This window comes from Halobacillus litoralis, from assembly GCF_020524085.2.
In the GTDB taxonomy this organism is placed as follows: domain Bacteria; phylum Bacillota; class Bacilli; order Bacillales; family Halobacillaceae; genus Halobacillus; species Halobacillus litoralis_E.
This window is the reverse complement of record NZ_CP129016.1, coordinates 2,567,680-2,594,061: the sequence shown is the minus strand read 5'-3', so window position 1 is coordinate 2,594,061 and position 26,382 is coordinate 2,567,680. Positions and strand designations below refer to the sequence as shown.

Annotated in this window: 35 protein-coding genes and 1 riboswitch; of the genes, 16 read left to right on the top strand and 19 right to left on the bottom strand. The window is 45.4% G+C overall.

Annotated elements, in window-relative coordinates; translation table 11 throughout:
- Positions 1 to 12 precede the first annotated feature (12 nt).
- From LC065_RS13280 to LC065_RS13260, 5 genes are all read left to right on the top strand, one after another.
- Positions 13 to 1,257: a hypothetical protein gene (locus LC065_RS13280; RefSeq protein ID WP_226590247.1), complete on the top strand. Its 1,245-nt coding sequence runs from the start codon at positions 13 to 15 to the stop codon at positions 1,255 to 1,257.
- 256 nt (positions 1,258 to 1,513) lie between these two features.
- Positions 1,514 to 1,861 (top strand): hypothetical protein, encoded by a 348-nt coding sequence (locus tag LC065_RS13275; protein WP_306163468.1) that lies wholly within the window; start codon positions 1,514 to 1,516, stop codon positions 1,859 to 1,861.
- A 375-nt stretch (positions 1,862 to 2,236) separates the two neighbouring features.
- Entirely contained in the window at positions 2,237 to 2,854 is a 618-nt protein-coding gene (locus tag LC065_RS13270; RefSeq protein ID WP_306163467.1) for a hypothetical protein, read from the top strand.
- 129 nt (positions 2,855 to 2,983) lie between these two features.
- Complete coding sequence (locus tag LC065_RS13265; RefSeq protein ID WP_226590251.1) at positions 2,984 to 4,429, top strand: coiled-coil domain-containing protein; 1,446 nt, start codon at positions 2,984 to 2,986, stop codon at positions 4,427 to 4,429.
- 167 nt (positions 4,430 to 4,596) lie between these two features.
- Positions 4,597 to 5,007 carry a hypothetical protein gene (locus tag LC065_RS13260; protein ID WP_226590253.1) on the top strand — a complete coding sequence of 137 codons (411 nt, stop codon included), beginning with the start codon at positions 4,597 to 4,599 and terminating at the stop codon, positions 5,005 to 5,007.
- Positions 5,008 to 5,106: 99 nt separating this feature from the next.
- On the opposite strand, the gene LC065_RS13255 is transcribed toward LC065_RS13260, so the two are convergent.
- Positions 5,107 to 6,483, bottom strand: coding sequence for a hypothetical protein (locus tag LC065_RS13255; RefSeq protein ID WP_306163466.1), 1,377 nt, complete (start codon positions 6,481 to 6,483; stop codon positions 5,107 to 5,109).
- A gap of 1,044 nt (positions 6,484 to 7,527) precedes the next feature.
- On the opposite strand from LC065_RS13255, the gene LC065_RS13250 reads away from it, so the two are divergent.
- The gene (locus tag LC065_RS13250) at positions 7,528 to 7,824 is read left to right on the top strand and encodes a hypothetical protein (RefSeq protein ID WP_226590257.1); all 297 of its coding nucleotides are present in this window, start codon (positions 7,528 to 7,530) and stop codon (positions 7,822 to 7,824) included.
- A gap of 5 nt (positions 7,825 to 7,829) precedes the next feature.
- On the opposite strand, the gene LC065_RS13245 is transcribed toward LC065_RS13250, so the two are convergent.
- The gene (locus LC065_RS13245) at positions 7,830 to 8,255 is read right to left on the bottom strand and encodes an RDD family protein (protein ID WP_226590259.1); all 426 of its coding nucleotides are present in this window, start codon (positions 8,253 to 8,255) and stop codon (positions 7,830 to 7,832) included.
- A gap of 276 nt (positions 8,256 to 8,531) precedes the next feature.
- Between LC065_RS13245 and LC065_RS13240 the strand changes: the two genes are divergently transcribed.
- From LC065_RS13240 to LC065_RS13215, 6 genes are all read left to right on the top strand, one after another.
- Positions 8,532 to 9,053 (top strand): DUF420 domain-containing protein, encoded by a 522-nt coding sequence (locus LC065_RS13240; protein WP_226590261.1) that lies wholly within the window; start codon positions 8,532 to 8,534, stop codon positions 9,051 to 9,053.
- A 183-nt stretch (positions 9,054 to 9,236) separates the two neighbouring features.
- Positions 9,237 to 9,467: a hypothetical protein gene (locus LC065_RS13235; protein ID WP_226590263.1), complete on the top strand. Its 231-nt coding sequence runs from the start codon at positions 9,237 to 9,239 to the stop codon at positions 9,465 to 9,467.
- A gap of 117 nt (positions 9,468 to 9,584) precedes the next feature.
- Positions 9,585 to 9,687, top strand: a riboswitch (TPP riboswitch).
- Between the two features lie 91 nt (positions 9,688 to 9,778).
- Entirely contained in the window at positions 9,779 to 10,381 is a 603-nt protein-coding gene (locus LC065_RS13230; protein ID WP_226590266.1) for a Ykof family thiamine-binding protein, read from the top strand.
- Entirely contained in the window at positions 10,378 to 10,956 is a 579-nt protein-coding gene (locus LC065_RS13225) for an ECF transporter S component (RefSeq protein WP_226590268.1), read from the top strand. The genes LC065_RS13230 and LC065_RS13225 overlap by 4 nt, the downstream gene beginning before the upstream one ends.
- Positions 10,953 to 12,575: an ABC transporter ATP-binding protein gene (locus LC065_RS13220; protein WP_226590270.1), complete on the top strand. Its 1,623-nt coding sequence runs from the start codon at positions 10,953 to 10,955 to the stop codon at positions 12,573 to 12,575. Before LC065_RS13225 ends, LC065_RS13220 begins: the two co-directional genes overlap by 4 nt.
- Positions 12,562 to 13,323 (top strand): energy-coupling factor transporter transmembrane component T family protein, encoded by a 762-nt coding sequence (locus LC065_RS13215; RefSeq protein WP_306163465.1) that lies wholly within the window; start codon positions 12,562 to 12,564, stop codon positions 13,321 to 13,323. Before LC065_RS13220 ends, LC065_RS13215 begins: the two co-directional genes overlap by 14 nt.
- Before the next feature lie 64 nt (positions 13,324 to 13,387).
- Here the strand turns inward: LC065_RS13215 and LC065_RS13210 are convergent, their stop codons facing one another.
- From LC065_RS13210 to LC065_RS13200, 3 genes are all read right to left on the bottom strand, one after another.
- Positions 13,388 to 13,933, bottom strand: a complete 546-nt coding sequence (locus LC065_RS13210; RefSeq protein WP_226590274.1) for a hypothetical protein — start codon at positions 13,931 to 13,933, stop codon at positions 13,388 to 13,390.
- 135 nt (positions 13,934 to 14,068) lie between these two features.
- Positions 14,069 to 14,398, bottom strand: coding sequence for an MFS transporter (locus LC065_RS13205; protein WP_306163464.1), 330 nt, complete (start codon positions 14,396 to 14,398; stop codon positions 14,069 to 14,071).
- A complete protein-coding gene (locus tag LC065_RS13200; protein ID WP_306163463.1) occupies positions 14,337 to 15,335 on the bottom strand; it encodes an MFS transporter in 999 nt (332 codons plus the stop codon). Before LC065_RS13200 ends, LC065_RS13205 begins: the two co-directional genes overlap by 62 nt.
- Positions 15,336 to 15,432: 97 nt before the next feature.
- Here LC065_RS13200 and LC065_RS13195 point away from each other — a divergent pair, with 97 nt between their 5' ends.
- Positions 15,433 to 17,196, top strand: coding sequence for an ABC transporter substrate-binding protein (locus LC065_RS13195; protein WP_226590278.1), 1,764 nt, complete (start codon positions 15,433 to 15,435; stop codon positions 17,194 to 17,196).
- Positions 17,197 to 17,248: 52 nt separating this feature from the next.
- Here LC065_RS13195 and LC065_RS13190 read toward each other — a convergent pair whose 3' ends face one another.
- From LC065_RS13190 to LC065_RS13145, 10 genes are all read right to left on the bottom strand, one after another.
- Positions 17,249 to 17,611 (bottom strand): ASCH domain-containing protein, encoded by a 363-nt coding sequence (locus LC065_RS13190; RefSeq protein WP_226590280.1) that lies wholly within the window; start codon positions 17,609 to 17,611, stop codon positions 17,249 to 17,251.
- 42 nt (positions 17,612 to 17,653) lie between these two features.
- Positions 17,654 to 17,929 (bottom strand): hypothetical protein, encoded by a 276-nt coding sequence (locus LC065_RS13185; RefSeq protein WP_226590283.1) that lies wholly within the window; start codon positions 17,927 to 17,929, stop codon positions 17,654 to 17,656.
- Between the two features lie 4 nt (positions 17,930 to 17,933).
- Positions 17,934 to 18,407, bottom strand: a complete 474-nt coding sequence (locus tag LC065_RS13180; protein WP_226590285.1) for a GNAT family N-acetyltransferase — start codon at positions 18,405 to 18,407, stop codon at positions 17,934 to 17,936.
- Between the two features lie 29 nt (positions 18,408 to 18,436).
- Positions 18,437 to 19,372, bottom strand: a complete 936-nt coding sequence (locus LC065_RS13175) for a hypothetical protein (protein WP_226590288.1) — start codon at positions 19,370 to 19,372, stop codon at positions 18,437 to 18,439.
- A 17-nt stretch (positions 19,373 to 19,389) separates the two neighbouring features.
- Complete coding sequence (locus tag LC065_RS13170) at positions 19,390 to 20,133, bottom strand: SDR family NAD(P)-dependent oxidoreductase (protein WP_226591655.1); 744 nt, start codon at positions 20,131 to 20,133, stop codon at positions 19,390 to 19,392.
- A gap of 19 nt (positions 20,134 to 20,152) precedes the next feature.
- A complete protein-coding gene (locus LC065_RS13165; RefSeq protein WP_226590290.1) occupies positions 20,153 to 20,494 on the bottom strand; it encodes a hypothetical protein in 342 nt (113 codons plus the stop codon).
- A complete protein-coding gene (locus LC065_RS13160; RefSeq protein ID WP_226590293.1) occupies positions 20,491 to 20,907 on the bottom strand; it encodes a hypothetical protein in 417 nt (138 codons plus the stop codon). Before LC065_RS13160 ends, LC065_RS13165 begins: the two co-directional genes overlap by 4 nt.
- A 28-nt stretch (positions 20,908 to 20,935) precedes the next feature.
- Positions 20,936 to 21,304 (bottom strand): hypothetical protein, encoded by a 369-nt coding sequence (locus tag LC065_RS13155; RefSeq protein ID WP_226590295.1) that lies wholly within the window; start codon positions 21,302 to 21,304, stop codon positions 20,936 to 20,938.
- Positions 21,305 to 22,012: 708 nt separating this feature from the next.
- Positions 22,013 to 22,207 carry a hypothetical protein gene (locus LC065_RS13150; RefSeq protein ID WP_226590298.1) on the bottom strand — a complete coding sequence of 65 codons (195 nt, stop codon included), beginning with the start codon at positions 22,205 to 22,207 and terminating at the stop codon, positions 22,013 to 22,015.
- Positions 22,204 to 22,611, bottom strand: a complete 408-nt coding sequence (locus LC065_RS13145) for a cytidine deaminase (protein WP_226590300.1) — start codon at positions 22,609 to 22,611, stop codon at positions 22,204 to 22,206. Before LC065_RS13145 ends, LC065_RS13150 begins: the two co-directional genes overlap by 4 nt.
- Positions 22,612 to 22,841: 230 nt before the next feature.
- On the opposite strand from LC065_RS13145, the gene LC065_RS13140 reads away from it, so the two are divergent.
- The 3 genes from LC065_RS13140 (at position 22,842) to LC065_RS13130 (ending at position 24,560) form a co-directional block, all read left to right on the top strand.
- Positions 22,842 to 23,366, top strand: coding sequence for a peroxiredoxin family protein (locus LC065_RS13140; protein WP_226590303.1), 525 nt, complete (start codon positions 22,842 to 22,844; stop codon positions 23,364 to 23,366).
- 105 nt (positions 23,367 to 23,471) lie between these two features.
- On the top strand, positions 23,472 to 24,083 hold the full coding sequence (locus tag LC065_RS13135; protein ID WP_226590305.1) for a class I SAM-dependent methyltransferase: 612 nt from the start codon (positions 23,472 to 23,474) through the stop codon (positions 24,081 to 24,083).
- 288 nt (positions 24,084 to 24,371) lie between these two features.
- Positions 24,372 to 24,560, top strand: coding sequence for a hypothetical protein (locus LC065_RS13130; RefSeq protein WP_226590308.1), 189 nt, complete (start codon positions 24,372 to 24,374; stop codon positions 24,558 to 24,560).
- 226 nt (positions 24,561 to 24,786) lie between these two features.
- Here the strand turns inward: LC065_RS13130 and rpsN are convergent, their stop codons facing one another.
- The 4 genes from rpsN to LC065_RS13110 form a co-directional block, all read right to left on the bottom strand.
- Positions 24,787 to 25,056 (bottom strand): 30S ribosomal protein S14, encoded by a 270-nt coding sequence (gene rpsN / locus LC065_RS13125; protein WP_226590311.1) that lies wholly within the window; start codon positions 25,054 to 25,056, stop codon positions 24,787 to 24,789.
- Positions 25,057 to 25,282: 226 nt separating this feature from the next.
- Positions 25,283 to 25,822, bottom strand: coding sequence for a GNAT family N-acetyltransferase (locus LC065_RS13120; RefSeq protein ID WP_226590314.1), 540 nt, complete (start codon positions 25,820 to 25,822; stop codon positions 25,283 to 25,285).
- A gap of 48 nt (positions 25,823 to 25,870) precedes the next feature.
- Positions 25,871 to 26,128: a hypothetical protein gene (locus LC065_RS13115; RefSeq protein WP_226590317.1), complete on the bottom strand. Its 258-nt coding sequence runs from the start codon at positions 26,126 to 26,128 to the stop codon at positions 25,871 to 25,873.
- A gap of 16 nt (positions 26,129 to 26,144) precedes the next feature.
- Positions 26,145 to 26,381 (bottom strand): hypothetical protein, encoded by a 237-nt coding sequence (locus LC065_RS13110; RefSeq protein WP_226590319.1) that lies wholly within the window; start codon positions 26,379 to 26,381, stop codon positions 26,145 to 26,147.
- Between the last annotated feature and the right edge of the window lies 1 nt (position 26,382).

Sequence of the window (26,382 nt, the reverse complement as noted above, 5' to 3'; positions counted from 1 at the left end):
GGAGGGCTGCACATGTTCACAGAGGTTCTATTTGATGGAGTCGTTATAGGAAGACTTTCTAAATCTTCCTTATCCGGGTTTTCTATGTTCTGCGAAAGACATGGACTACGTTCAAACCATCACCGGGATAATAAACAAATTGAATTCATGCCTGCTTTAAGGAAGCACACCATTGACCTATCCACGAGCAATCCAAAATTATCTCCTTCTATTAAACGGGTGAAAGAAGATCTTTACGGGGGTTTAGAATCATTCGGATTCAGCGTTCGATTGGACTCTGATCTATCGATAAAACCTGATCTAATCATTGAGTTCCACCATCGGAAAGAAGTTTCAGACGAGTATGCACTGCTGATTGAATATCATTCGTCCTTAGACATCAAATTTAAAAATTACTTGAACAAAGAATTAAAACTCGATACAAGATCGACACAGTTTAAGAAAAGCCATCAGGATAAGCATGATGTTCCGTATCTTGTCGTTAAAATCCCTACCCCTTATGAACGAGAGAATGATTTTATGAACCTCATTTCAGAAGGATTGACTAGGGCCATCCTGCAATATTATACGGACCAACATACAACGAGTACGGTTCCTTACCTTCCTTTAGACCTACAAAAACACTGGTTGAAAAACTTATTGGAGGGATACACGAAAGACGCAAAAGAGGAACCAAAAGTCGATAAGAAAGAAGTTAAATCCAAAGTGGAAAATCCCAAGAATGATCGGAAAGAAAGTGTGGAATCTCAGGCATTTTCACCTCCACCCACCCAGACTCAAAAAGAAACGAAAGCAGAAGGATTTTTCGACTACACCGTCATCCCCCCAGAACCAGAGGATGAAGATAACGAGTATCTGATCAATGGAAGTTTTATTATAAAAAATACAGGAACGGCAACATTAGAAAATCCGATCATTTGTATTAAGAAGGATCCCGTGAACAGCGTGGACTTCAGTGGCAAAATCGTTCCTCCATCCATGGTGGATACGATGAGTGTCCAAAACCAATCCGGAGGTACGGGGTGGAGATATGTGTATGATGACTGGATGAAAAAAGTGAAAGACAAAGGGGAATATTGGATAGCCCCTATCCAAGCTATGGAGATTCCACCTGGCACAGAAGAAGGTTTACGTAACTTCCAAATCGTCCTTCGTCCCTCTGCTGAAACGACCAATATAGCGATCGATGGTTTTATCTATTTGAATCAAGGAAAACATCGCTTTCCTTCTAATAACCGCATCGCCTTTTCATTCTAATTTATAGATAAAATGCGAGAGCTCATCGTTGTTCTTAGTTCCCTCATATATATGCAGTGACAAATGACAAGTGATTCAGAGTAACATCAAAGTAACCCCTTTTTATAAATTTTAATGTCAGTGTTCTAATTGCTTACATCTGAAGGAGAGAACCCCTCTCCTTTTTTTCATGTCTCAAAAGTGGAAGATAGGCTAACACCTTTTTTTACTAGTTGAATAGCCTAATCGTAAGTAATTCATTAAAGAGGTGTTTGTCATGACTTCTTCTGATCATCAGAACAACCAAGATCGATTAATAAACAACAGTGTCATGCCGGAATGTATTCGAGTAGAAAAAGTTTATGATTGGGTGACCGACGTCAATACCTATAAGAATAAAACGGTGATCCCGGATGGATCGTATTGTAAAGAATCGTGTCGCGAGAAAGTCGAGGAAGCTTTAAAAAAACATCACAACCTCAGGGTGGAATGTGAAGCTCCGGATTTTTATGACCCTTCACAAGCAGATGAAATAGAAGAAGACCCCCATCCTCCTCATTCCCCTCCAAAGGGAAACCATGATTACAAGGACTATCACCATCCATGGCCATGCAAGGACCCCTAGTGCAAAAAATGTAAAAATGAGTGGAACAAGGATTGCAAAGACCATAGTGATAAGGAAAATGAGAAAAGACGGCATCCTAAGAAAAAGAAGATTGATTGCGAGATCCTTGAAATTGAAAATGGTACTCCTGGAGTTGTCCGAATCCTTTGGACACTATGGGTAACGGTTAAAATATTCGACGAAACGAAAAACAAACTCCTATGTACCTTCGAAACCCCTATCCAATTCGAAGATGAATATGCGCTCTGCATCCCTGCTCCCTTAAATGAATTCAATATCACTTGTAAAATCACTCAAATTGTCTGCAGACCAACCGAAAGGGTTCTGTTCGGAAATATGGTTCAGCTTAAGTTGGAGATTTGTAAGGAGATACAGGTGGCAGCGGAAGTAAAACTGGAAGTCTGGGGCAAATTCTGTTCTCCACGTCCAAATGACATCAAAGTTAAAGACCGTGTAGAATGTCCGGAAATCACATTTCCAGAGCAATGTCCTGATATATTCCCTCGTCAAAACTGTGACTGTCAAGCATGGGCGATGACGATGTTGACTGGTCAGGAAGTAGCATTTACCGGTTTTAATGGAGCACCTGATGGTATTGACAACATGACGACATTGCATACGAATATCTGTAATAACTGTACGTTATCTGGAAGTACACTGCGCTATACCTTTAAAGACTTGAGAACCCCACGAGACCCGGATTACAGCTTTACATTCAAAGCTACAACATTTGATCTACCTGAAGTTTGTAATATCGATGAATCCGGAGACTCTTCTATGACAGTTACAGGGCAGGGATGGTTGAAATTCAAGGATAATAGTCTTCTTAATCGCCGTGTATCTTTTGAGCTTGTAATAGATACTGGTCTTGGTAATGCTGGTGAATACACCCTTACTCTCACGGACATCGCCGGGAATACCATTGAGGCTGAAGGAGCAGATGTACCAGAAGATGAACTAAAAATAGAAGGTTGTGTTACGTTTGAGGATTAATGATATGGGTTCAGCTTGCTGAAAAGGGGCAGGGGTCGCTCCCTCCCTTTACATTTTTCCACACGATACACTTCTTACAAAATTCTACATATATCTATAATAGCATGCACCACCTGAGGAGGATGAAGGATGAAAAATAACATTGTTTTCCATAACTTCAATGATGATAACAGCAATTTTAAACAAATGATTCATACGGTGAATAAGCAATTATCCTCCTCCCACGGTAAGCTCCAGCAAATAAAAAAACAAATGACAGAGAGAACCGAAAAAATTCAGGAATGGAATAGCAAACTAAAGCAGCTGCTGCTTGGTGACCTATTACAAGAACTGAAAAAGTTGGAGCAGGATCGAATCCAACGAACCCCTCTTGAAAAACAACATGTCATGTCTGAACAAACTAAAACAACAGATCCGAGCCGCTCTTCCCCCCATCTCTTCCCTCTATCCTATACATGGCAGGATGAGGATGAAATGCTAAAGCGACAAATAAAAGTGTTGGAGCAGCAACTCTTTCTCCTCCGTGCTTCAAACAAAGAATATCGATATAAGTTAAGACAAAAAGACGGGATCATTACAAAATATAAAAATAAAATCGAAGAACTGAACGCAACGATTCTTGAACAAAATCGGAGCATTCAATCACTTCACGCTAGCAGTTCCTCAAATCCACAGCCTCGGGTTTATGAGGAAGCATTACCTGTATATCCCATCAGCGGAAAACAATTCTCCGATGATGAAAAATCTGAAAATGAAACAAAAAGGACGTGGATGGAAGTGTTCAAGAACTTTTGGACCCTGAATGATGAAGCCCCTGACAAAAGCCCTTTAGAATTGAAGGTCGAACATCTGGAAAAAGAACTGACCGAGCAAAAAGACCTTGTCCATGAGCTTAAGAAAACGATACTCGCGTTTAAAGAGAAAGAATCTTATTACATCAGCATGATTGCAGAGAATGAGAAAAAGGAATTAGAAACCACCCAGGACATCCATTCAAAGTTATTGGATTTCGACGAAAGATTCATTCAACTTAGAGACCTCATCCATCAATTTGAAGAATCGACCTCTACCTCTAAACAATCCTACATGAAACAAATAGAACAGGAGTTAGAACAGACGAATCAATCCAACAAAGAACTTGCCTCAAGGTTGACAACTTCCGAGAATCAAATCAATGAAGTAAAAAAACTAATCTATGATTTGAGTGAGAACGAAGAGGCTTTCATTCAGGAGATGGAAGCTAGATTACAACAAGAGATAGAAGCTAAATTAAAATTAGAAATGGAAAAGCTACGAACCCTGAACCAAGCGAATGCAGTGAAGACAAATAGAGAAACAAGGCAAATAAAACAGCAGGAGGCTCCCCGACCACAAAGTTATGGTTCACCAACAAACAACCAATTTCTGAAACAACATCAAAATGTTCAACCTGCGTTGTCTAAACAGCCTGAACGAAACAAGGCGAGAACAAATCCAAGTGCATTGGCACGACAACAACAGCAGAGATACCAAAATGCGGAACAAGGCGGAACTGTCTTCAACCCTTTAAAATATAATTACAGACCTCCTCAGTAAACAGAAGGTACGAATGGAGCGGGTTTCAAACGCTCCCCATTCGTACTTTTTCCTTTTCTAGAAGTTACATTCCTTCGGCCAAGTTCGCACTCTGTAAAACCCACACGCCTTCTTATGCAGGACATAAAATATGGATAAGTACACTAAAAATGATAGAGGTGGATATTATGAGTGAGAACACTCCCAATGAGAATAATGATCAAAACAAAATAGTTGATGAAGCTTTAGAAAAGCAGAAAGAAATTACAGAGGGTATCAATAAACTAATGAGAGGTTTCAATTCTGATTTTAAAAAATTGATGAAAGATCAAAAGGATGTATTGAAAAAGAAAATCAATGAAGCTAACAAAATGGCAGACCAAACAGGCGTGCAACAAAAATCAAATACTATTAAAATAAACGGCCGTGAATACTCCATCAATGAAGAAAACGTGCAACCTATACAGGAAGCAAAAGAAGAGCTGCCTGCCCTTCTTCATGGATTGTCTGAACAAATGAAAAAGCTCAATGAGACTATGGAACAGTTATCTTCCCAAATTAACAAATCCGAAGACGATTCATCGGACCAAAAGAATTAAAAAATAAGCCACAGTGATTTCTTCGCATAATTAAACATCCCTCCATAAGAGGGATGTTTTTTTCTTCACTTTCTACGCTTTAAAGGATTTAATCATTGTTTATCCTAGTGACTGAGTAGGGACCGTGTACCCAGTAACCGAACATAAAGTAAACACATAGATAACCGTAGGATCATTCAGATCATCCACAAAAAAGACTAAGCAGTCACATATACTTTTCACAAATAATTCTTCTATCGGGCTATCCTGACCTTCAATGTTCACATCTACTTCAATTCCGAATCTTGTGGTACACGCAAGCCCCTCGCCAATCCCATTCGCACAGCAGTCACAGTCACAATCTAAATCTGAATCACTATCACACGTATTCGCCAGATCTAATAGGAACTGAAAGAACTCGGGTGTAGTTGCAGTACTGTCAGCACTAATCCCTGCAACCTTACAAAGTTGAGTGGTGGTGTTTGGAATGACCGCATCTTGTACTGCGTCCTTAAATGTTACAGTTGAACATTCCACAACGTTTGTAATGGTCCAACCTGGACTTCCCACTGGAGGGGTTACCGGACCATCCATTTGAGGCGTGGTTAAATATATATCGATAGGGTTACCAGAGATATCCGCCTGCTGAGAGATACGAATCTCATCTAATAAATCGGACAGCGCCTGCGTACAGCAGTCACAATCCTTTTCACACAATCCTTTCCGCTTATTTTTCTTTGACTTCCTATCCATTTTGCATTTTCTTCCTTTTCTTTCACAGTCATCACACTCGTCACACTCATCCTTTGCACTACATTCCATATCACTCTTACAGTTCGTGGTCACATTAACGGTGACGCCACTTACAGACGTATCAATGGATTGAGCGTTGTTTAGCGGTGATGTATTGGTATGACCATCGATGATTTGAGGACCTTGTTCCTGATCGCCATGCTCCTGGTTCTGAAGCTGCGGCCCAAGGATTTGTCCTTGATCACCATGTTCTTGATTCTGGACCTGCGGTTCAAGTGTTTGCCCTTGATCTCCGTGCTCTTGATTCTGGACCTGTGGTTCAAGCGTTTGCCCTTGATCTCCGTGTTGTTGTTTTTGCTTTTGGTCTTGAGGGCCCAGCAATTGCCCTCCCTGATCTCCGTGTTCCTGTCTCAATCTTTGTTGTTGAGGTCCTTGCGCCTGGCCCCCTTGATCTCCGTGGTCCTGTCTCAGCCTTTGTTGTTGAGGTCCTTGCGCCTGCCCTCCCTGATCTCCATGGTCCTGTCTCAGCCTTTGTTGCTGAGGGCCTAAAGCCTGCCCTCCCTGATCTCCGTGTTCCTGTCTCAGCCTTTGTTGCTGAGGACCTAAAGCCTGCCCTCCTTGATCTCCGTGTTCCTGTCTAAGTCTTTGTTGTTGAGGACCTAAGGCCTGCCCTCCCTGATCTCCGTGTTCCTGTCTGAGCCTTTGTTGTTGAGGACCTTGCGCTTGCCCTCCCTTGGTCTCCATGTTCTTGTCTTAACCTCTGTACTTGAGGCCCCTGCAATTGGCCACCCTGATCTCCATGAGCCTGAGCCTGGTTCTGGACTTGTTCCCCTAAAAATTGATCCTGCCCATCCTGTATGAATATCTTTTTGAATCTAGAAGGCGGACATACAATCGGTTTAGGAGGAAATGGTGATGCTTTCTTACAGCAACAGACAGGAAGCCTGCAGCCTTGGCACAAAGGGTAAGTGTTTTGTATTCCAAAATGGCACATGCAACAGCACGGTCCCTTTTTACATGTCATACAGCAAAGAAAGTACCCTTTAGAGCGCTTCGAACATTTAGGTGGATGAGGACCGCATCGGCAGCAGCATAGTGCTAATCCACAATAGTTACAGCACTCCTTGTATTGTTTGTTATACATACTATCACTCTCTTAATACTTTTTACTATCATCGTATGCAAGAATGTAGTGGGTGCCTGTTCGACAGCCTACTAGGTAAAATTATCCACCGCTTCTTCAGCTACAGTTGGATCATGCAGATAAATGGAACTTGATAGGAATAGAAAAAAGCCTAAGCGTCTATAATTTGATAGAATGCAGGTGCTTTATGTTTCACTAGTTCTGATCGATTAACGTCGAACGTATACGTAAGGATCCGGGATGGTATAGCTGACCATAAAAAGCAATACTTATGTATTCATTAACCATGCTTACGCGTTGTTCATCACCTAATCTTTTAAACTATTCGCCTATCTTCTAATAGTAAAGACTTTGAACATCATCTTCCTCGTGTTTACGTTTGTCACTTGGTTACCCCGGACCGGATTTCCTTTCCATAAAAAACAGGAATATTCAGGAATTCATGAAACCTTCCAGCTCAAAAGAACGTATAATCTGTTGAAAAATCGAACGGATCTCCTGCTCATTAGGATTCTCTATCTGAGGTTATTATCATGACTGTAGATATCACCTTAGCCAGTACTTTAACAGTAGCCTAAAAAGACAAAGAAATCCCTTGGGTGAATCCTTGGATCAAACCAATAGATAAGAAAGGAGAAATAAATATGATGTTTGGAGGGCTTTTTTTGACCCCGATCTTCCTAGTAACGCTCGTGTATCTTTTACGCTTTACTTGGGGCAGGAAGGGAAAAACGGAAGAAGGAAAGGCGGTGCTGAACGCTTCCTATGCAAAAGCGGCACCAATCTTCCCTATCGGCTGGCTCGCCCTTGAACTTTATCATGACTGGATCCAGTCCCTATCCTATTCTACTTACCGTGATGCGATGTGGATCCTTGTGTTGATCACATTCATTTTTATAGGGGCACGCCTGTTCCGATACCGGAAAGCCGCGGTAGCCTGAGCCTCTTATTCCAACGGAGGCTCTTTCCATTTGATCGTCGTAAAAGAGATGATCTCACTCCACCCTCTCCCTTTCGAATCCATCAAACCGGTGACGAATGAAATCCAGTACCACATTCCCTGGGTAAGGATGACCGGACCGAACCCCAGAATGACACGGATGAAAATCTGCATGATGTTCAGCGGCTTGCCTGAATTCGTTTCGATGGTGAGGTGCGTCAACAGCATGCCGATCGTCCTCCCTTTCGCAAGTAGCGGAATGACAATGAGAAGGGCTACATGGATGATGATGAAGGCTTTCCAAAAGACGGGGTTCGGATCGAATCCGCGGCCTGTGTCCTGTGTTGCTGTGTAGAGGATGGCGAGGAAGCCGGATACGATAAGTTCAAGGCCTGTGCCTATGAATCTGAGGAACAAGTTTCTTTCAGACATAGAAGTCCCTCCTTTCTGTGTAGTATCCTATGGGTTTTCGTCGTCATCGGTTTGCCCATTCACCCAGAACGACGAAAAAGAGATGGAGCTTTTGCCCCATCTCTTTGTCAACGCCTTTTCTTCTTTCATCCCTGCCTACGACCAAATTCCCGGAGATCTTTCAAACGGATGTGCTCATTCGACAAATTGTGCGTTTTCTGTCATAGCATTCTCCCCTCACTTTCTTTATACTTAACTAGGATTCTATATAAAGAGTTTTGAGAAAGGATCGATACCATGAATAAATTCAATTACGTCCCATGGGTCGTGGGGCTTTCCATCGCCATTAACCTTATCGTTGTGGCCTTATTGTTTTTACCGAATGTTGACGGGGATCTCGGGTTCAATATTAAACTCCTTCCCCTCCTGAATGCGGTCTTGAATTCCTTTACGTTCGTTTTCCTGACGGCGGCGCTGTTCATGATCATCAGAAAAAACGTGAAATGGCACAAGCGTTTCATTTTCGCTGCTTTCACGTCGACGGCTCTTTTCCTTGTTTCGTACCTGACGTACCATTCGATGGCGGAGTCGACATCGTTCGGCGGTGAAGGAATTGTTGCTGGGATCTACTATTTCATTTTGATCACCCATATCGTACTGGCTGCACTCATCGTGCCTCTTGCCCTGCTTACATTGTTCCGCGGGCTTGCGATGAAGGTCGACAAGCACCGGAAAATCGCACGATGGACGATGCCGTTATGGCTGTATGTCAGTCTTACCGGAGTCATCGTCTACTTGATGATTTCCCCTTATTATTGAAGAACGAACAGGCGCGGCGAAGCGCCTGTTTTATTGTCGAAATTCTTTGCTTCCTTCCTACCTCTTATTATAGTAGAATAGCAGTTAGAGAGTTGTCGCCAATTGATTTTTAAAGATTTATGTTTCAAGATTTGCTATTCAGGGAAAATTTAATGTTCAAGGTCAGATAATAAGGAGACTACTATGGATTTACTCCAATTTATGAAAAATGAAGGTTACACTTCGGCCAAGTTCTCCTCGTTGACTGGTGAAGACGTCCAATTAGTGTTGAATGATGTGGCTTCCACGGAGGACCTGTATCAACTAATGGAATTGACGCCGACCTCCGTCACTTATTATCCTTATGAACGCGTACCGTATATTGATTGTTTCATAAATCAGAACGTAATGAAGTTGCGCTTGTCGAAAGCATAAGGCATGGACCGGGTCCGCCCTCTGGGGGAACCGGTCCTTTTATTTTCTAGAAAAAGATGGTTTACAAATCTATGACTCTCGGCTACGATGGAAGCAATGGACAAGAACTGCATACGCGTTTTGCACTAGGGGAGCTGCTTGAAGCGGCTGAGAGGAGAAATTCCGACCCTTGGAACCCGAACTAGATAATACTAGCGTGGGGAAGTGCGGTCGTCATTCACAAGGACCTGACTGGTTCTTCCTTTATGATTGGTAGACTGCATTCCCGTGGGATGCAGTTTTTTTGTGCTCAAAAAAAGGAGGAATTAGAAATGGAAAACAACTGTGGAACTTCAAGAATCGCGGGGTGCTCTTTTTCCGTGCACCCGATGTCGGACAACTTCGTGGATTATATCAAAGCGAGCTTACGTGAGGTGGACAGCTCGAAAGTGTGGATGAAAACGGACGACGTCACAACGACGGTGCGCGGCCGGATGGAGCACGTCTTCGATGTCACCGAAGCGATTCTGTTACATATTGCGAAAACGGGCGTCCATGTCGCTTTTCAAGGGACTTTTTCCATCGGCTGTCCGGGAGATTCGTCCGGAGATGTCCATATGGATGAATCAGAGGAAGTATTGAACAAGCCACAATCCAAGGACATCGAACAGCGCATTGCGGCGAAGTTCTCCCTGTATCCGATGGGTGGCGGCGATTATATGGACACGATTTACCGTCAGATCGAAGCGATGAAAGAAAAAGGCGTCGAAGTCACTCCTGCCCACTATTCCACCCGCCTCGACGGGGATACGCGCGACATTTTCACAGGACTTGAGGATGTGTTCAGGGAGACGGAAGCGAGCGGATCTTCTCATACCGTGATGACCGTAACGGTCTCTGCCAACAGCCCTTCTCATAAGGATGAGCACTCATGAACAGCTGGAAACTGAAAGAAATCGTCGTCATGTCCGTCCTATCTGTCGTCTTTGCGGTCGTGTACTTGGCCTTCCTTCCGGTCGGGAAAATCCTCGTCGGCTTTTTCGGACCGATCGGCTATGATCTCATCTTTGGTATCTGGTTCATCGTATCGATCATCGCCGCTTACATCATCCGCAAACCCGGTGCTGCGTTTTTATCCGAAACGATTGCGGCCGCGGTCGAAGTACTGCTCGGCAATGCGGTCGGTCCGATGCTTCTTGTTTCAGGGATGATCCAGGGGCTCGGGGCAGAGTCTGCCTTCGCCATGACGAGGTACAAGCGTTATGACCTGTTCACCCTCATGCTTGCCGGGGTGATGGCTGCGGTGTTCAGCTTCGTCTGGGGTTACTTCCTTTCCGGCTACGCAGCACTCAGTACAGGGTACGTCCTCGCCATGTTCATCACCCGCATCATCAGCGGCGCCATCATCTCCGGTGTCGCAGGCAAAGCACTCAGTGACGCCCTAGCGAAGACAGGTGTCCTTTCAAGCTTCGCTCTCGGAAAAGAACACCGAAGGAAGCACGCGGCATGAGTCAGGAAGTGATACGCGTCGAGGATCTCACCCTCCATTATGAGGAAAGGCAGAAACCAGTGCTGTCCTGTCTGAATTTTTCCATCGAAAAAGGAGAAAACATGCTGATCCTGGGTCCGAGTGGGTCGGGGAAAAGCTCACTCACCCACTGTTTGAACGGTCTCTACCCGAGGGAACTTGACGGTTCCATGGAGGGAGAAGTCCATGTGAAAGGACAGAGGACCGACGCCTACCCCGCCGGTGAAATGGCGCAGAATGTCGGCGTCGTTTTCCAAGATCCGGAGACGCAGTTCTGCATGATCACCGTTGAAGATGAAGTAGCCTTCGGGCTTGAAAACTTGAATACCCCTTATAAATCGATGGTAAAAAAAGTAGATACGGCTTTACGCTCAGTCGGGATGGAAGCTTACAAAACGGCGAACATCTCCGAGCTTTCCGGCGGTCAGAAGCAGAAAGTCGCTCTTGCCTGCATCCTTGCGATGGAGGCTGAAGTGCTGATTCTCGATGAACCGACAGCGAATTTGGATCCGGTGGCGAGGCAGGAATTCATCGATCTTTTGAAAAATTTGAAAGAGCAACGGTCTTTCACCCTGCTTGTCATCGAGCATAAGCTGGAAGGCTGGCTCGACTTGTTGGAACGGGTCCTCATCATCAATGAAAAGGGAGAGATCGCCCACGATGGTCCGCTTCACGACCACTTGAAAACCTACGCCCGGGACATTCATGAGATGGGCATCCAGCTTCATTACGCAACAAGGACAGCTCTGGAACAGGAATGGACGCCTCCCTACCCGCTTCACATCAGAGAAATGCCGGCCTGTGCTTCACCAGAAAACCCTCCATCAGAATCTGTTGGGAAAGTGTTGTTGAAAGCAGAGGATGTGCACTGGAAGTCGATTTTGCAAAACATCCATGTCACTTTTCATGAGGGGGAATGGGTGGCGATCGTCGGGGAAAACGGGAGCGGGAAATCTTCCTTATCGAGAATCCTTGCGGGCATCCAGCCTCCGAGCAAGGGGACGGTTTCCCTGCACGGCCGCTCCTTGAAGAAATGGAAAGAGAATGAAATGCGGCATGAGATCGGGTATGTCTTCCAGAACCCGGAACACCAGTTCATTACGGATACCGTCTATGAGGAAGTCGCCTTCAGTCTCCGGCATGCAGGAATGAAGGAAGCGGAATGGACCAGGATCGTCGAAGAAACACTGAAGTTCTGCCGGCTGGATGGATTGGAGGATCAGCATCCTTTCCTTCTCAGCCAGGGACAGAAACGGCGTTTGAGTGTCGCAACGATGATTGTCGAAGATCAGAGTATGCTTTTCCTTGATGAACCGACGTTCGGGCAGGATGAAAAGTCGACCTCAGATTTGATGTCGCTCTTGAAAGAAAAACATGAAAACGGGACGACGATCGTCATGATCACGCATGATATGGAGCTCGTGGACAAATACGCGACAAGAGTGCTGGTCATGAACGAAGGCGAACTCAGTTTCGATGGTCAGCCGGAAGAACTCTGGGCTCGTCCAGATTTGGCCGACCAAAACCTGGAACTGCCTCCGAGAGAACAATGGAAGCGAGCCGTTTTGAAGCGAGAGGAGACTGCGTATGTTTCTTCATGACTTGAATCCGACCGTCAAAGCTTTGACGATCATCGGTACCGTCTTCCTCCTCGCTTTCGTATTCGATCCGGTCACGCCTTTGCTCTACATCGTGTGGACCGTCCTTGTCACCTTCCTGTTCGGGACATTCAAAAAAAGATACTACCTGTATTATTTCATTCCGTTCACTCTGTTCGCTTTCGGGATGTTCTGGACGACGATCGTCTTTTCGGACACCGCCTCCGCGACTTCCGAAACCGTTTCATTCCTCGGGATGAAGTTCCCAACGGAAGACATTTGGACAGCGACGGCTCTGGGTCTGAGGGTCCTTGCGTTTGCCAGTTTGTCGCTGCTGTTCCTTTTCACGACAAACATGGTCCATTTCATCTTGAGTTTGATCCAACAGTTGAAGCTGCCACCGAAAATCGCTTACGGCGTGCTGGCCGGGTATCGCTTTCTCCCGATGTTGAAGACAGAATTCCAACAGATTCGTGCGGCGCACCGCATCCGCGGGGTCAACCGGCCGGATTCGTGGAAGGAAAAACTTCTTCAGTATCAACGGTTCGCGATTCCCCTCCTGGCCGGTGCGATACGGAAAGCGGAACGAACAGCGATTGCGATGGAATCGAAAGGATTCACTGGTGCGAAGGCCCGCACGTTTTACCGTCCGATGAAGGTGCAGCGGAAAGACTGGCTTTTCCCGGTGATGATGTTCGGGATGCTCGGGGCGACGATTGCGGTCTCGGTCTATTTCGGTTACTTTTCCTAGGTATGATGGACAGCTGTAACATGAAACAGCCTCCGGTTTTTAGCCGGGGGCTGTTTGCTATTGTCTATTCTTTTCCTTCTAAGGAAGTGCGAATCTCTTCGAAGTTACTAAATTTTATACTCGATAATTGATCGTCTTCATTCGTTTGTGCATGCCCTTTTACATTCATCGTTTTACTTTCCTCACTACTATTATCCGTATAGGATACGTTCATTGTGAAGGTGTAATAGTTTTCTTTTTCCTCCATATCTATGTCTTCGACTTCCATCTGATAATCAGGGTATGCCATGCGGAGGAAAGTCATGGCCTGGTTCGTATTTACTACATAATCCTCAAAAAAACGTTCACTCATATAGGGTTTGAAGTGTTCCATGTAGTAATCACTCAACGCCTTGACTGACTTTTCGATGTCTCCATCATACCCTTTGATAATCTTTTCCTGCTCCTCATTGGGACCCGTAAACTTATGTTGTAGAACCGTACGAATGTTTTCTTCGCTTCCGTTTTCTTCTGCATTGGTCTCTGCGTCTTCCGAATTGGTGCAGCCTACAGATAATAGTAGGATGCCAACCAAGAATATTGGCTTTAGATATTTTTTGATCATTTCCATAAACTACCCCTCCGTTTTATTACTCTTACTCATTCCATACGGAAGAGTAAGGCTCTACGTTTCAAAATATTAGCAATTCATCTTAAATTATCCAAAAAAAAGACAGGAGAGGATTCCCTCTCCTGTCTTCCCTTCTTATGAACCACTCGCCTCAAGGACGATTTCTTCCGGTGATTTCCTACGCCGAATCGCCATTCTGGAAAAGTGGATGCCTACAAACACGAGTCCGACATAAAGCACAGCCATGCCGTACCCTCCGATGACATTCCCGATGATGATTCCCAAGGCTCCGAGGATTTTTCCGAACTGGAAGACCAGGCCGTTGAAAGCCATATAAGCTCCCCGGCGCGTATCATCGACGATATCGGCAAGGATCGACTGTCTTGTCGGGACATACAGCAATTCACCGATCGAAAGGACGATGACAGCGATGAAGAGCCCTGGGGATGTGATTACTGAACGCAAGAAAAGCATAGCCCAGTCCGAACAAGGCGAAGCCGGCATACATGATCGGTTCTTCTCTTTTCCCTTTGATCCATCTTGAGAAAAGTGATGTGAACAGAACGATGAACAAGGTATTTGCGACCGTCAGCAGGCTGAGCAGCCGGATGCCGTCCAGTTCGAAAGAAAACAGTCCGAAAAGGTCCATCATGTTTGATGCGATGTCCTGTTCGAGACGGACGGAAATGAAATTGTTGCGCTGGAATTCGATGCCTAAGATCGCAATCCCGCCGATTGTGAACGCGAGGAACGGGATGTCTTTCATGACGAGGCTGTAATTTTTCAAAACCGGCTTCAGTCCGTACCCTTCCCTCACTTTCTCTTCGCTCACGACGTATGTATCTGTGATTTTCGTACTCGTCATCCAGAGCGTCAACAAGCTGATCCCTAGGAGGACAGCGATCAATTCGAACAGGTTCCTCTCAAAAAACCAGCCGCCGATCATGAGTCCGATCATCATCGACATGTTGATCGCCCAGTAGTTGATCGCATACATGAACGCCCGAGAATCTTTCGTGCTGACATCGATGAGCATCGCCTCGGCCGCGGGGTTCACAAGACCTCCGGCTATTCCGATGAGCAGCAGCATGAAAAACGTCACCCATGCGGATTGGAACCACGGAGAGTTCGCTAGGAACATGCCGATGAAAGCTGCTAGCTTCAGGACCTCCCCTGTCACCATCAAGCGTTTCCGGCCGATGATATCTGCTAAGTACCCGCCATAAAGACCCGTCAGGAACTGAGCCGCGACTTGAATCAGCAGCAGAACGCCTGCCACCGTCGCATTGATTTCTTTTGTAAAATAGATGGCCATGAATGGAAACACAGCGGCTCCTACAACCCGGCTGAGAAATGATGTATAAATGCGGATCCGGATGTTGGGATGCAATTCTTTGAACATGTGACCTCCCCCTTTGTTCCTTCTATTATGGACTTTCCAAAAAGGGGTAAAAAGGGTACAATTTAGAAAAATCTGTCCCCTTTTAGGAGGTGTATCGATGCTTGACGAACGGTATTTTTCACTGAGGGCCCACCTGTATGAACGAGAAGCAGCCCAAACGATCGCATTCAAACTGCAGGAGCTTGAAGCCGTTTGGTATTGCTCACAAAAAAATGCGAAGAGAATTTTGAAGGATCTAGAAGCGAATGGAAAGCTGACGTACATTCCCGGCAAAGGGCGCGGAAAACGGTCCACCCTCCTTTTTCCGAAACCGTTCCAAAAGGAAGTGGAGGATTTCGTCACCGCGTGTGTCGAGCGGGACGAGCTGGATGAAGCGGCCCATCTGCTGCGCCTGCCGATCCCGAAGTCATGGATCGCCAAAGCGTCCTATGATATCCGCAAAATGTTCAGCTACAGGGAGCAGAGCAGTCCGAAAGACGTGCTCCATGCTTTCATCGCACGGTCACTGACGACCCTCGATCCACTGGAAGTTTCGATCACGTTCGAAGCCCATCTGATTGAACAGCTCGGTGATCCGCTGCTGAAATATGATGCGGAAAAGGATGAGATTCTCCCACATATCGCGCATCATGTGGAAGTCGATGACTCGTCCAGGACGTGGACGTTCTATTTACGTAAAGGAGTGCGGTTCCATAATGACGAAGAGCTGACGAGTGAGGATGTCCAATCCACATTATCGAGAGCAATGAACACGGAAGCCTCCACGTCCTGGCTGACAGAAGGCATCCGGAGCATTGATAGTCCAAGCCGTTATAAAGTCATCATTCATTTGGACGAATCGAACCCATTTTTCCCAAGATACATGGCGGCATCGAATTTGTGCATCCTCCCTTCCGGAACGCCCTTCAATGAACACGAGTGGATCGGAACCGGACCTTTTTACTTGAAAGAGCACACAGAGAACAAGCTCGTCCTCGCCGCTTTCGACGGGTATTTCAAAGAACGTCCGTTACTTGATGAGGTCCAATTTTTCAAAGTTTCCCAGGAAGCGGCGAGCATCATCAATTTCACAGTGGCAGACGGAGAAGATGTGAATCCTGCCGAGAAGCAAGAAGTCGAGACCGGTTTCCGCTTCCTGACGTTCAATTTTCATAAAGACAACATCGTCCAGGACCCTCATTTCCGGGAAGCGATCTACCACTTTCTCGATATCGGAAGAATGGCGGACGCTTTCGGCTGGCGCGCCTTCGGAGATCCGACTGAACCGGCTGGTGATCATCAGTATGTAGAAGCCAGCAGCTTCACGCCAAAACGATCCACACACTTGGAGAAAAAGAGCGCATTGATTCCAGAGCTGTTGAAAAAATCCGGCTATTCGGGAGAACCGTTGAAGCTGTTTCATCTTGAATTTCCTAGTGCAGTGAAAGAAGCGGAATGGCTCGAGGAAAGCGGAGCGGAGTACGGCATCCATTTCGAGCGGCATCCCTTCAACTTTTCCAATTTCTATACCGAAGACATGAGCGAAGACGTGGATTTGATCTTCATGGGAGAAGTGTCCTCACTCGACCCCCACCTCTCTTTTTTAGGAGCTTTTTATAATAAAAACCTCTTCTTCCGGCGCTTTTTCCCGGATTGGGGATTGCAGTGGATCCATGACAAACTCGAGGATTTCAAAAGTCAGGAAACGTATGAAGGACGAGAGCAGGTCATGGACGAGATTGAAACGTACATACGAAAGCAGCACCTGTTGGTTTTCCAATACCATCCTGTAAAAGTCCGCACGTTCCACCCGATGATCCAGGACGTCAGGTTTCAGTCGTTCGGTCACTTCGATTTTTCGAAAATATGGATTCCAAGATAAGCGAAAGCCCATCTCTCTTAGGGAGAGATGGGCTTTTTCCGTATGTAGATGATTAAACTTCCGCCTTCATCGCCTTGTCCAAGTCCACCCAGATGACGGCTCCAAGTGGATGAGTATAGGGGATCGGTTCTTCATAGAGGACCGGATTCCCTAGCTCCCATGCATAGGTACGCTTGTATGGCATCGGCTGACAATCCTCTTCCTGAATGCCATGCAAATGTGTGCTCTTCTCATATTCTTCTTTCGTCAATAGTTTGCTGTCCTTGATATCCACCGTTCCGAATACATGACCGGAGCCGCTTTTTATCAACCCGATCGTCCCTCTCTGCTTCGTGTTCGTGCCACGGATTTCCCACGTCTTTTCTCCATTCAAGATCATCTCGATCCATGGCTCTTTGATTAACAAACCTTTCATGCCCACGCCTCCTTTATTCCTTTATGAATCCTAATCTCTATATTAAAAGCCTCTCATCACTTCTTTTCTTCTTTTGCATCGCTGGCATTCAATGATTTCCCCAGGGCCATCTTCTTTCCAACTCACGCGCTCATATGTATGAAGCCCCAGCCTGCACCTTAAGCTCGTCTCATTTTTCTGTAAAAGTGCATTCACCATCAGGATCAGAACCCCCGGCACCATCAGCGAGAGGACGAGCAACGTATTCTGCACACCAGAGAGGATGAGCACAGGTCCAGTTACAACGAGAAGTGTACCTACCAACTGCCACGTCCGCATCCAATCAAATCTCCTTTTCCAATAAAAGTTCATCAACGATCGGGATGCCATGATTACCGATGGTCGGAATCTCCGGCTTGATTTCACGGGCACGCTGGACGGCATCGTGTAAGATTTCAGTCATACGGAACCCGCGTTTTTGATAGAATGCGAGGGCTCTTACATTGTCGTTCGTCGTAATGACACGGATGAAATGACAATCCATCCGCTCCACTTCAGCCTCTACCGCCTGGATGAGCGACGTTCCGATGCCTTTGTTTTCTACCAGACTGTCGAGGGAGATGATTTCACACTCCCTCTCTTTTTTCACATAGGTAATCAACCCTAGGATCTTTTCATTTTCCACTGCAGCAAAGCCGTCTAAATCCGTGCATTCATAAACGCCGCTCGAAAAGACCATCTTTGTGCCACACCAATGGGTATGAAAAAAATCCACCTTCTCTTCGGTGGATAGGTGCTTCAAGTCTACGATTTTCATTTCTTTTCTCCTTCTTTCCATCGCCCTCATCACTCCGGCAAACGGCCGAAGGCTTTCAATTTCTGATAGCGATCCACGGCTAAGATCCCCTGCCACTGCCTTTTGCTGACGGCGAAAGCTTCAGAGTCATCTCCCCAATCCCACGAGATGTCCCAGACACCTTCTTCGTTCATCGTTTCCAAGTAAAAGTCCAGGTTTTCCTTCAGCAGTCTCGGGTGCTTTTCAGCCAGGATATGTTTCGGTGAATGGATGAGATCGAGAGGCAGTGGTTTGTAGCTGCTGCCCCAACTCTGCGGATCTTTCTCTATGCACCTCTCAGCAAGCAGGACCGTTTTAGCATTCACTTCTTCGAATGTAAAAGGGGTATGGACAGCGACTTTGTCCTTATGACGGAACAGCACATTCATCAACCGTTGAAAACAGTTGACTTCATGAAAGTCCATCAAATCGACCGCCATTAAATGGGCGACGGCTTTTTCTACACTCGCCCATCCCGTTTTCGCCCCTTCACTGTCTTCATACGACCAGTGGATGAGAAAACCGGCTAGTTCCGCTGCGGGGTTGAACATCCAATTTTCCTGGACGCCTTCTTTCCAATGCCACCACGGAGCATGGGGGTGATGGTTATGTTCAGGAAGGACCGAGGGCCACATGCCTGTCTCTTCATCGTACATCTCCAACAGGTAGGAGAGCATATCAAGGACGACACGCTCTTTAGAAGCGACATCCAATTCGTACAAATACTGACCGGCAGCCCATGTCGCCATTGGAGAAGATTGCGGCAGCCAAAAGTCCGGTTCGATGCCGTGACCGAACCCTCCATCTTCGTTTTGGAAGGCGCGTATGTAATGGATGACTTCACTCTTCAAACCGCCCTCCATCAACGCATGCCAACGGGCCGCTTCCAGTGGTCGTGCGTTCCTTTTGATCCATTTGCTCGTGCGTGTCACCGTCTCTTTGTTCATCCCAATCACACACCCCTCTAAAATGTTTTCCCTCCATTGACACTGATGTTCTGACCTGTAATGAATGATGCATCATCGCTGCTTAAGAAACGGACAGCATTCGCGATGTCGTGCGGCTCCCCCATCCTTTTCAAAGGAACATCCTTAAGGTAAGAAGCTTTTGTCTCTTCTGATACTTCTCCGTGACGTTCAACAGGTGTAAAGCCAGGATGGACGGCATTGACCGTAATGCCATGCTCCCCGAGTTCACTGGCCCAAGAACGCGTCATGCCGACGACCGCTGACTTCGCCGTTACATAATTGGAAAAATGCGCATTGCCGAGTTCGACGACTTCGCTTCCGATATTGATGATCCGCCCCCATTTTTCTTCCTTCATTGAAGGAAGGACGGCTTTTGTCAGCAATAGCGGAGCCTTTGTCGTAAACAGCAGCTGATCGAGATAATCGTCCCAAGTCACTTCTTCTAGGGAATATTCGGGTTGCGGACCTGTGGCATTGTTTACGACGATACTGACTGGGCGGCCCGCTTGTTGTTCTGCTTCTCGTACCAGCCTGTCCACCTCTTCCTCTTTCGTCACATCGGCTTGGATGGCGAAAGCTTGACCGCCATTTTCACGGATTTGATGAACGACTCCATCCGCCGACTCCTGATCACGATTGTAATTGATCATCACCGTCACACCAGAAGCCGCCAGATTTTGAGCTATTCCCTTACCAAGACCTTTGGAGCCTCCTGTTACAAGTGCCACTTTCTCTTGCATAGACAATGTTTTCCTCCTTCTACTCCCCCATAGCCAGATGATAACGTTTCGTTTTTCCGTCATATACCGCTATCAATATAGCAGGGATTTCTTCCGATTCATATAGGGCGGTTCCTGCGGGAAGGTCGCTCGCCATCCCTTTTTCAACTTCTGCGATTCTTTCCCCTTTCGTCAGGTTCTTCTCATTGACCCACTCAGCTCCATGCGTGTAGACTTCCCCATTTTCCAATTCTACATAGTCAGCATCAGGATTCATGCTGAGCACCTGCCCAAGGTTCAAAAGTCCTCCCTCGCCTGCTCCGGGAGAACAGGCAGAAAGAAGGAATATAGCTACAAGCATCCCTATATAAATGCCTTTCATTCTGCATCTTCCCTTTTTCTAATCGAATAAATCAAGGTGAAGCCAAAAATGAACGCGAAAAGAAGGGGACCATTGATCGCATGCATCGCAAAAAACTTCGTCACTGGATTCATCGGGAAGTTCGTGTAAAACAACCAGTGCGATAAGGTTACGAAAAGGCTCGGTACACCGATACCGATGAACTCGGGCCATGTGAAACCTTTCCATCGACCTTCTTTATATCTGCGCCATAAAAAAGGTAGAGCGAATAACATCCCGAAGACGACCGGGAAGATAAAATCAAAAATCATCAGAGGCACGACGTCGAATTCCTTCTCCGCCTGATCCACAAGTCCTCCGCGGATGCTCAGCAGCCCCATCATCGCGGCGATGAGAAATACAGCAAACCCCAGATGGAACAAAAGTCTTTTCATGAAAACAACCCAAGTATATGTATGACCTCTATTCAAGGACTGTGATTTCCTCTGCTGTCACTTTCCTGGTTTCTGGATCTTCCGTGATCTCTGTGCTTTCCCTGAGCTTCACTCGGATTTTGAGAAGCTCCTCCTCTCTCGCCTGCTCTCTGAACGTTTCCATATTTAAGTTCTCGCCATCATTTGTATGGACAGGAGTATCATGAGGAACGAGAACGAGGCAGGGCCATCCTTCTTCCGTGTCTGCCTCCTCTTCCCCTTGCACTGCTGAGGAGCACTCGACTTCCAGACCGCCGACTTTGACTGCTGTCACTTGACCATCAAATGCATTGACGTCTTTCCCTGCTACACTGCAACCCACGACTAAGAGTAAAAGAACGACAAGTAATTTCTTCACGATGTCTCACCTTTCTGCGAATTCGAGCACACAATGACAGCGCTCTCCGTTGTATTCTTACTAAAAGCGTACCATGTATGGAATAAATTGAAAATACTGACATGGGTTTATAGTCATATTTTGTTAAAAAATGCTAGGATATTAGATTTACTTTTATAGTCTTTATAAAGTCACCGATAAAATGGCAAAAGCGACTGATAAAAGTGCAAAACCCACCGAAAAAAAAGCAAAAGTCGGTGATAAATTCCTCTAACCCACTGATAAGTAGGCCATACTTCACGGATAGAATGATAAGCTTGTTCAAGCTATTCAAAAATCCCATTCCAATCTCAGTTTGGAGGATACTAGCAAGAAACACGATGGGTTCCCAACTTTCAAATCTACGTTTCTATGCTTTACATTTCCACCGCACAGAGCAATCGGCAAGCTTCTCTTTTATCCGTTCTGGATGAAAACTCACCCAGAACCTGAACGTGTCACCAGCTATACAAAACCTCTCCCCATTGCTCATCGTGAACACCAGGGCATAGTCGAAATTAAACGAATCTATGTTCTTTTGATAAATCTCAATACTTTCGACGGTACTAAACAAAGACACCCCTGAAGAACGAGTGGCCTGCGCAGTACCTGCCCTCTCCTCATAGGAAAGCGGGCTGGGTGTTTGCTGTTCACTGACGGTAATCTGCCAAACATCTTCAAAATCAGGCGTCAAATCAGATTCGATCCCAAAAACGAGGTACCGTTCGGTGCATTCATAAGCACGAGCGTTTCACTACTGGTGAAACTTTGATTCTTAAAATCATCCAAATACATATGGAAGAAGCCAGACTGAATTTCTTGAATGGATTCACCTGCCCATCTTTTCAATACCTGCAAATTCTGATCCCGGATTTGAAGGTTCATTCTTCTCCCTCATAGGCTCTCGACCAGTGATGGGGCTGGACTTCAGCAAGTGTTTTAAATAGAAGGTCTTCACCTTCATGGGTGACAGCGACTTTCACATCATCTCCCCAGTAAAACAACCGCTCTTGACAAATCCCGCAAGGTGACAACACTTTAACTGAGGATTTCTCATCGTCCCGGGCGATGCAAAGGGAATGCGTGACCCGCTGGTTCCGCTTATGGGCTTCAAGGATCGCCCCTGTTTCCATGCAAAGATTCACAGCATCATTGATGACATCCGGAGCGATACTGGTGAGGATGGTTCCGTCTTCGATCCTTATCGCTGCCGCTCCTCCCCACCCGCTCGGGTATCTATGTTGTACCAGTTCTTTTGCTTCCTCATATAGCTCTCTTTCCATGTTCATCTGTAACCCTCTTTCCTCTTACCTCTTTCTTTGTGTATACGGCTGAAAATAACAAAAGTTTCATATGCATTCGTCCATTTATTATAATTATCTTAAAATTTGGTTAATCTAAAGGAAAAGACCGTTTTTCTATCTTCATGATCCATATAATTAAAGCGTTAAAGGACAGTCACAACTAACGAGCGGTTGGATTATCTTGAAGAAGTACCTACAGGAGAGGAGGAGCAGCTATGTCTGAGTTGAGGCTCGGGGATCGTGTTCCGAATTTTATTTTACCTACCGTCACTGGAGAACAGTTTTTGTTAGAGTCCCATCAGGAAGTCCATAAAGATTGCTGGCATATGATCGTTTTCTTCCGAGGGTCATGGTCGCCGGAGTGCATACGCTTTTTAAATCAGATGGAGGACCAACTCAGCGAATTTACAAGTGAACATGTTACGGTCCTGGGGATTGCAGCAGAAAACCTGGCGGAATTGAGCCGTATGACGGAAAAAGAAAACCTCACGTTCCCCGTTTTATCCGATGAATTCCTTTCTATCATTGAAGCATTCGGAGTATTTACGGAACATGCAACAACTTCCAAAGAAGGAGTCAGTACTTTCGGAGAGCCTGCTTTCTTCCTGATCAACCACAGGGGAGAATTGCTTTATCAGCAAAAACAGACGGGTCCCTTCGGCAGGGCTTGTGCAGAGGATTTGTTGAAGACGATCCGCCATCTCAAAAGTCAGCAGCAAACCAAGGACAGTGCCTCTTAAACGTCTCTCTTTCCTATGAACGGACTTGTCATGACCCATCTGTAATTTCAGACTATGTTATACTGGCCAAAAGTAAGAAAAATCAGACAAAGCGGTGAATGGTTTATGTTAGAAGATACGGGCGAACGGGTCATACCGAAACAAATGGATCCAATGAACAACATGCTTCTCGAGCACATTGCACGGTATGTGTTTTCCACTCCTTATGTAGAAGGAAGGGTACTGGATCTCGCGTGTGGCACCGGCTATGGAAGTCTTAAAATAGCGAAAGAAACAAAAGAGAAAATCGATGAAATCATAGGCATGGATATTTGCGAGGAAACATTGCAATATGCGGTTCACAACTATTATCATCCTCTGCTCACTTTCAAACAGGGAGATGCGATGGATGCTTCTCTGCCAGAGGAAATCGGGACGTTTGATACGATTCTCAGTTTCGAAACGATCGAACATGTCAAAGATGACCGTTTGTTCGTAAAGCGTATGTATGATTTATTGAATCCAGGCGGCACGCTTATCCTCTCCACTCCATTCGGTGAAGGAAGGGATTACGAATGCGGGCAGCCTTTCCATTATTTTCAACTGACACCAGAGGAATTCGAGGAATTGTTCGAGGGCTTTTCTGAAAAAGAAATCTATAATCAGCGCGGCGTTACCATTGAGCCTCCGAGAGAAGGCGTCTATTATCCTTTGGGTGTCGCTGTATGTAAAAAGTAGGCGCTCCGAAAATAGGATAAGGAGTTCCGTTATCGTGGAGAAACAAAGTAAATAGTATCTTTTAGCACAGTAAATCACAGGGTTGTTTTTGTTCGTGTATGTGATTTACTGTGTTCTTTTACTTGTAATTGTAATTGAAGATACGATTTTGGTCTGTTTAATAAATTCAAGGAATTAAACAATTATGTGGTAAAATATATGGTAAAGAACTATATGTATATGTACGACTAGAAAATTAAGCGGGTATAATGAATTACATTTATAGTTAACGAACGAGAGGTGGAAATAATGTTGGATTGGCTCTGGTTACCGTTAATTGTTGCATTTTCTCTAGCTTATTATGCTCATAAGAATAATTTGAACCATAAGCAAAAACTAAGAGAAATTGACTTGAAAGAGAAACAAATTGAGTTAGAAATGTTGAAAGAAAGAAACGGCTCTATCACAGATGAAAAAAGGGATTCAATATACGATTAATGGGGAGAAAACTATAAACTGCAGCTTAAATAACATACGTTTTCGTAGCATCCATAACAAACGAATAAATGAACAAAACTATGAACACACAAAAAGCTTGGGATATCCCAAGCTTTTTATCTTTGAATGTGTTGTTCTTATTCAATTATGAAGCAACTACATAAACCGCCACGACGTGATTTTGCTTATGCTTGTCGCATCTACCAAGGTGTCTCCACACTTAGAATCACCAACTGGATTTTTTCACGCCTGGGATTTGGCCTTTGTGGGCGTAACCTCTGAAGGTAATGCGGGACATGTTGAATTTCCGCATGTAACCCCGCGGTCTTCCGGTTACTTCACAGCGGCCGGTCAGGCGTGTGGGGGAGGAATCTCTCGGTAGTTTCCTTAACGCTTCGTAGTCGCCTTTTTCCTTCAACTCTTTACGCAAGGCTGCATATTTTTGCACCATGGCCTGACGTTTCTTCTCTTTTGCTACTTTTGACTTTTTAGCCATATCTTCACACCTTTCTATATTAGTAATGATTACGATTTAAAAACGAATAAAAAAAATAGGACGCTCCTGTTTCTAGAGAGCGAAACCTAATCCGAATTAATAGTAACGATTACGAATTACATCTTATAACAGGACATGGATTATGTAAAGGGGAATGCTTTTATCTATTTTTCATCCAGCTTCACCCTTGTCCAACTAGGCTTTTTCCCCTCATGATCGGTCCACCTTACCACTCTCTACGGAGCAAGGAATAGGTATAATGGTCGTAATAGTTGCCTTGATAGTAATGCTTATCCCTGAAAATGCCTTCACAAGTGAAACCTAATCGTTTTAACAAAGCGGAGGAACGCTGGTTCTCCACCGCTACATAAGCATGGATACGATTCAGATTCATGTTTTGAAAGCCGCTGTTGATGCAGGCCACCAAAGCCTCTTTCATCAGCCCCTTACCCCAATAGTCAGGAAAGAGGTCATATCCGATTTCCGCCATCCGATTCTGACGGTCCCATAAATGGAAACCACATGTCCCGACAGGAACCCCGCCCATCTCTTTACTTTCCAATACCCAGCGGTTGTACCCTTTTTCTTCAGGATTTGCGAACCAATCTACTAATGCTTGAGCCTGATCATAAGTCTTCAAGTCTTCTTCATCATACAGATACTCACAAACTTTGCTGTCACTGAAGTGTTTGAAAATGAAATTCGTATGCTTCTGACTCACGTTCACCAGATGGAGACGTTCTGTTTCTATTGGCGGAAAATACAAAGCTCCCCCTCCTCTCTATCAGTAAAAAGAAATGCAGTCATCAGGGCTCTACTCTCTTACCTTTTCTTCACGGTTCAAAGTTCCCATTTTCCTGCCACCCCGCCATAATAGATGAAGGATTCCGGCTGTAATCGCTCCATAACCGACGAAATAGAAGACGATGAAATATAGAAAGGATCCATAATCCTCTAATTCTGTCAGAGGATTTGAGACAATGTAGCTTTCGTTACCAATGGCCATGAGATAAAGGGGTACAAAAATCAACCAGAACCGCTTCCAAAAATAACGCTTGAATTCGCTCTTCATGTCGATCCCTCCATGTTTAGTAGGTTCGCTTTGTCCCTGTGCGTTCACTTGACTCGTCCTCTGACAATTGTTCGTTCAATATTTCGACTTCCTGCCTCAGCATCTGAAGTTCCTGGTTTATGCCTTCCAGCTCATAAGAATAATCCTGTTGTTGAAAGGATGGACCTTCATTCCCGCTAGAAGCGGCACATCCGGCGAACAGGAGACAGACGCCGAGAAAATAAATGGGTCCGCGAAGCTTTTCGATCTCCAAG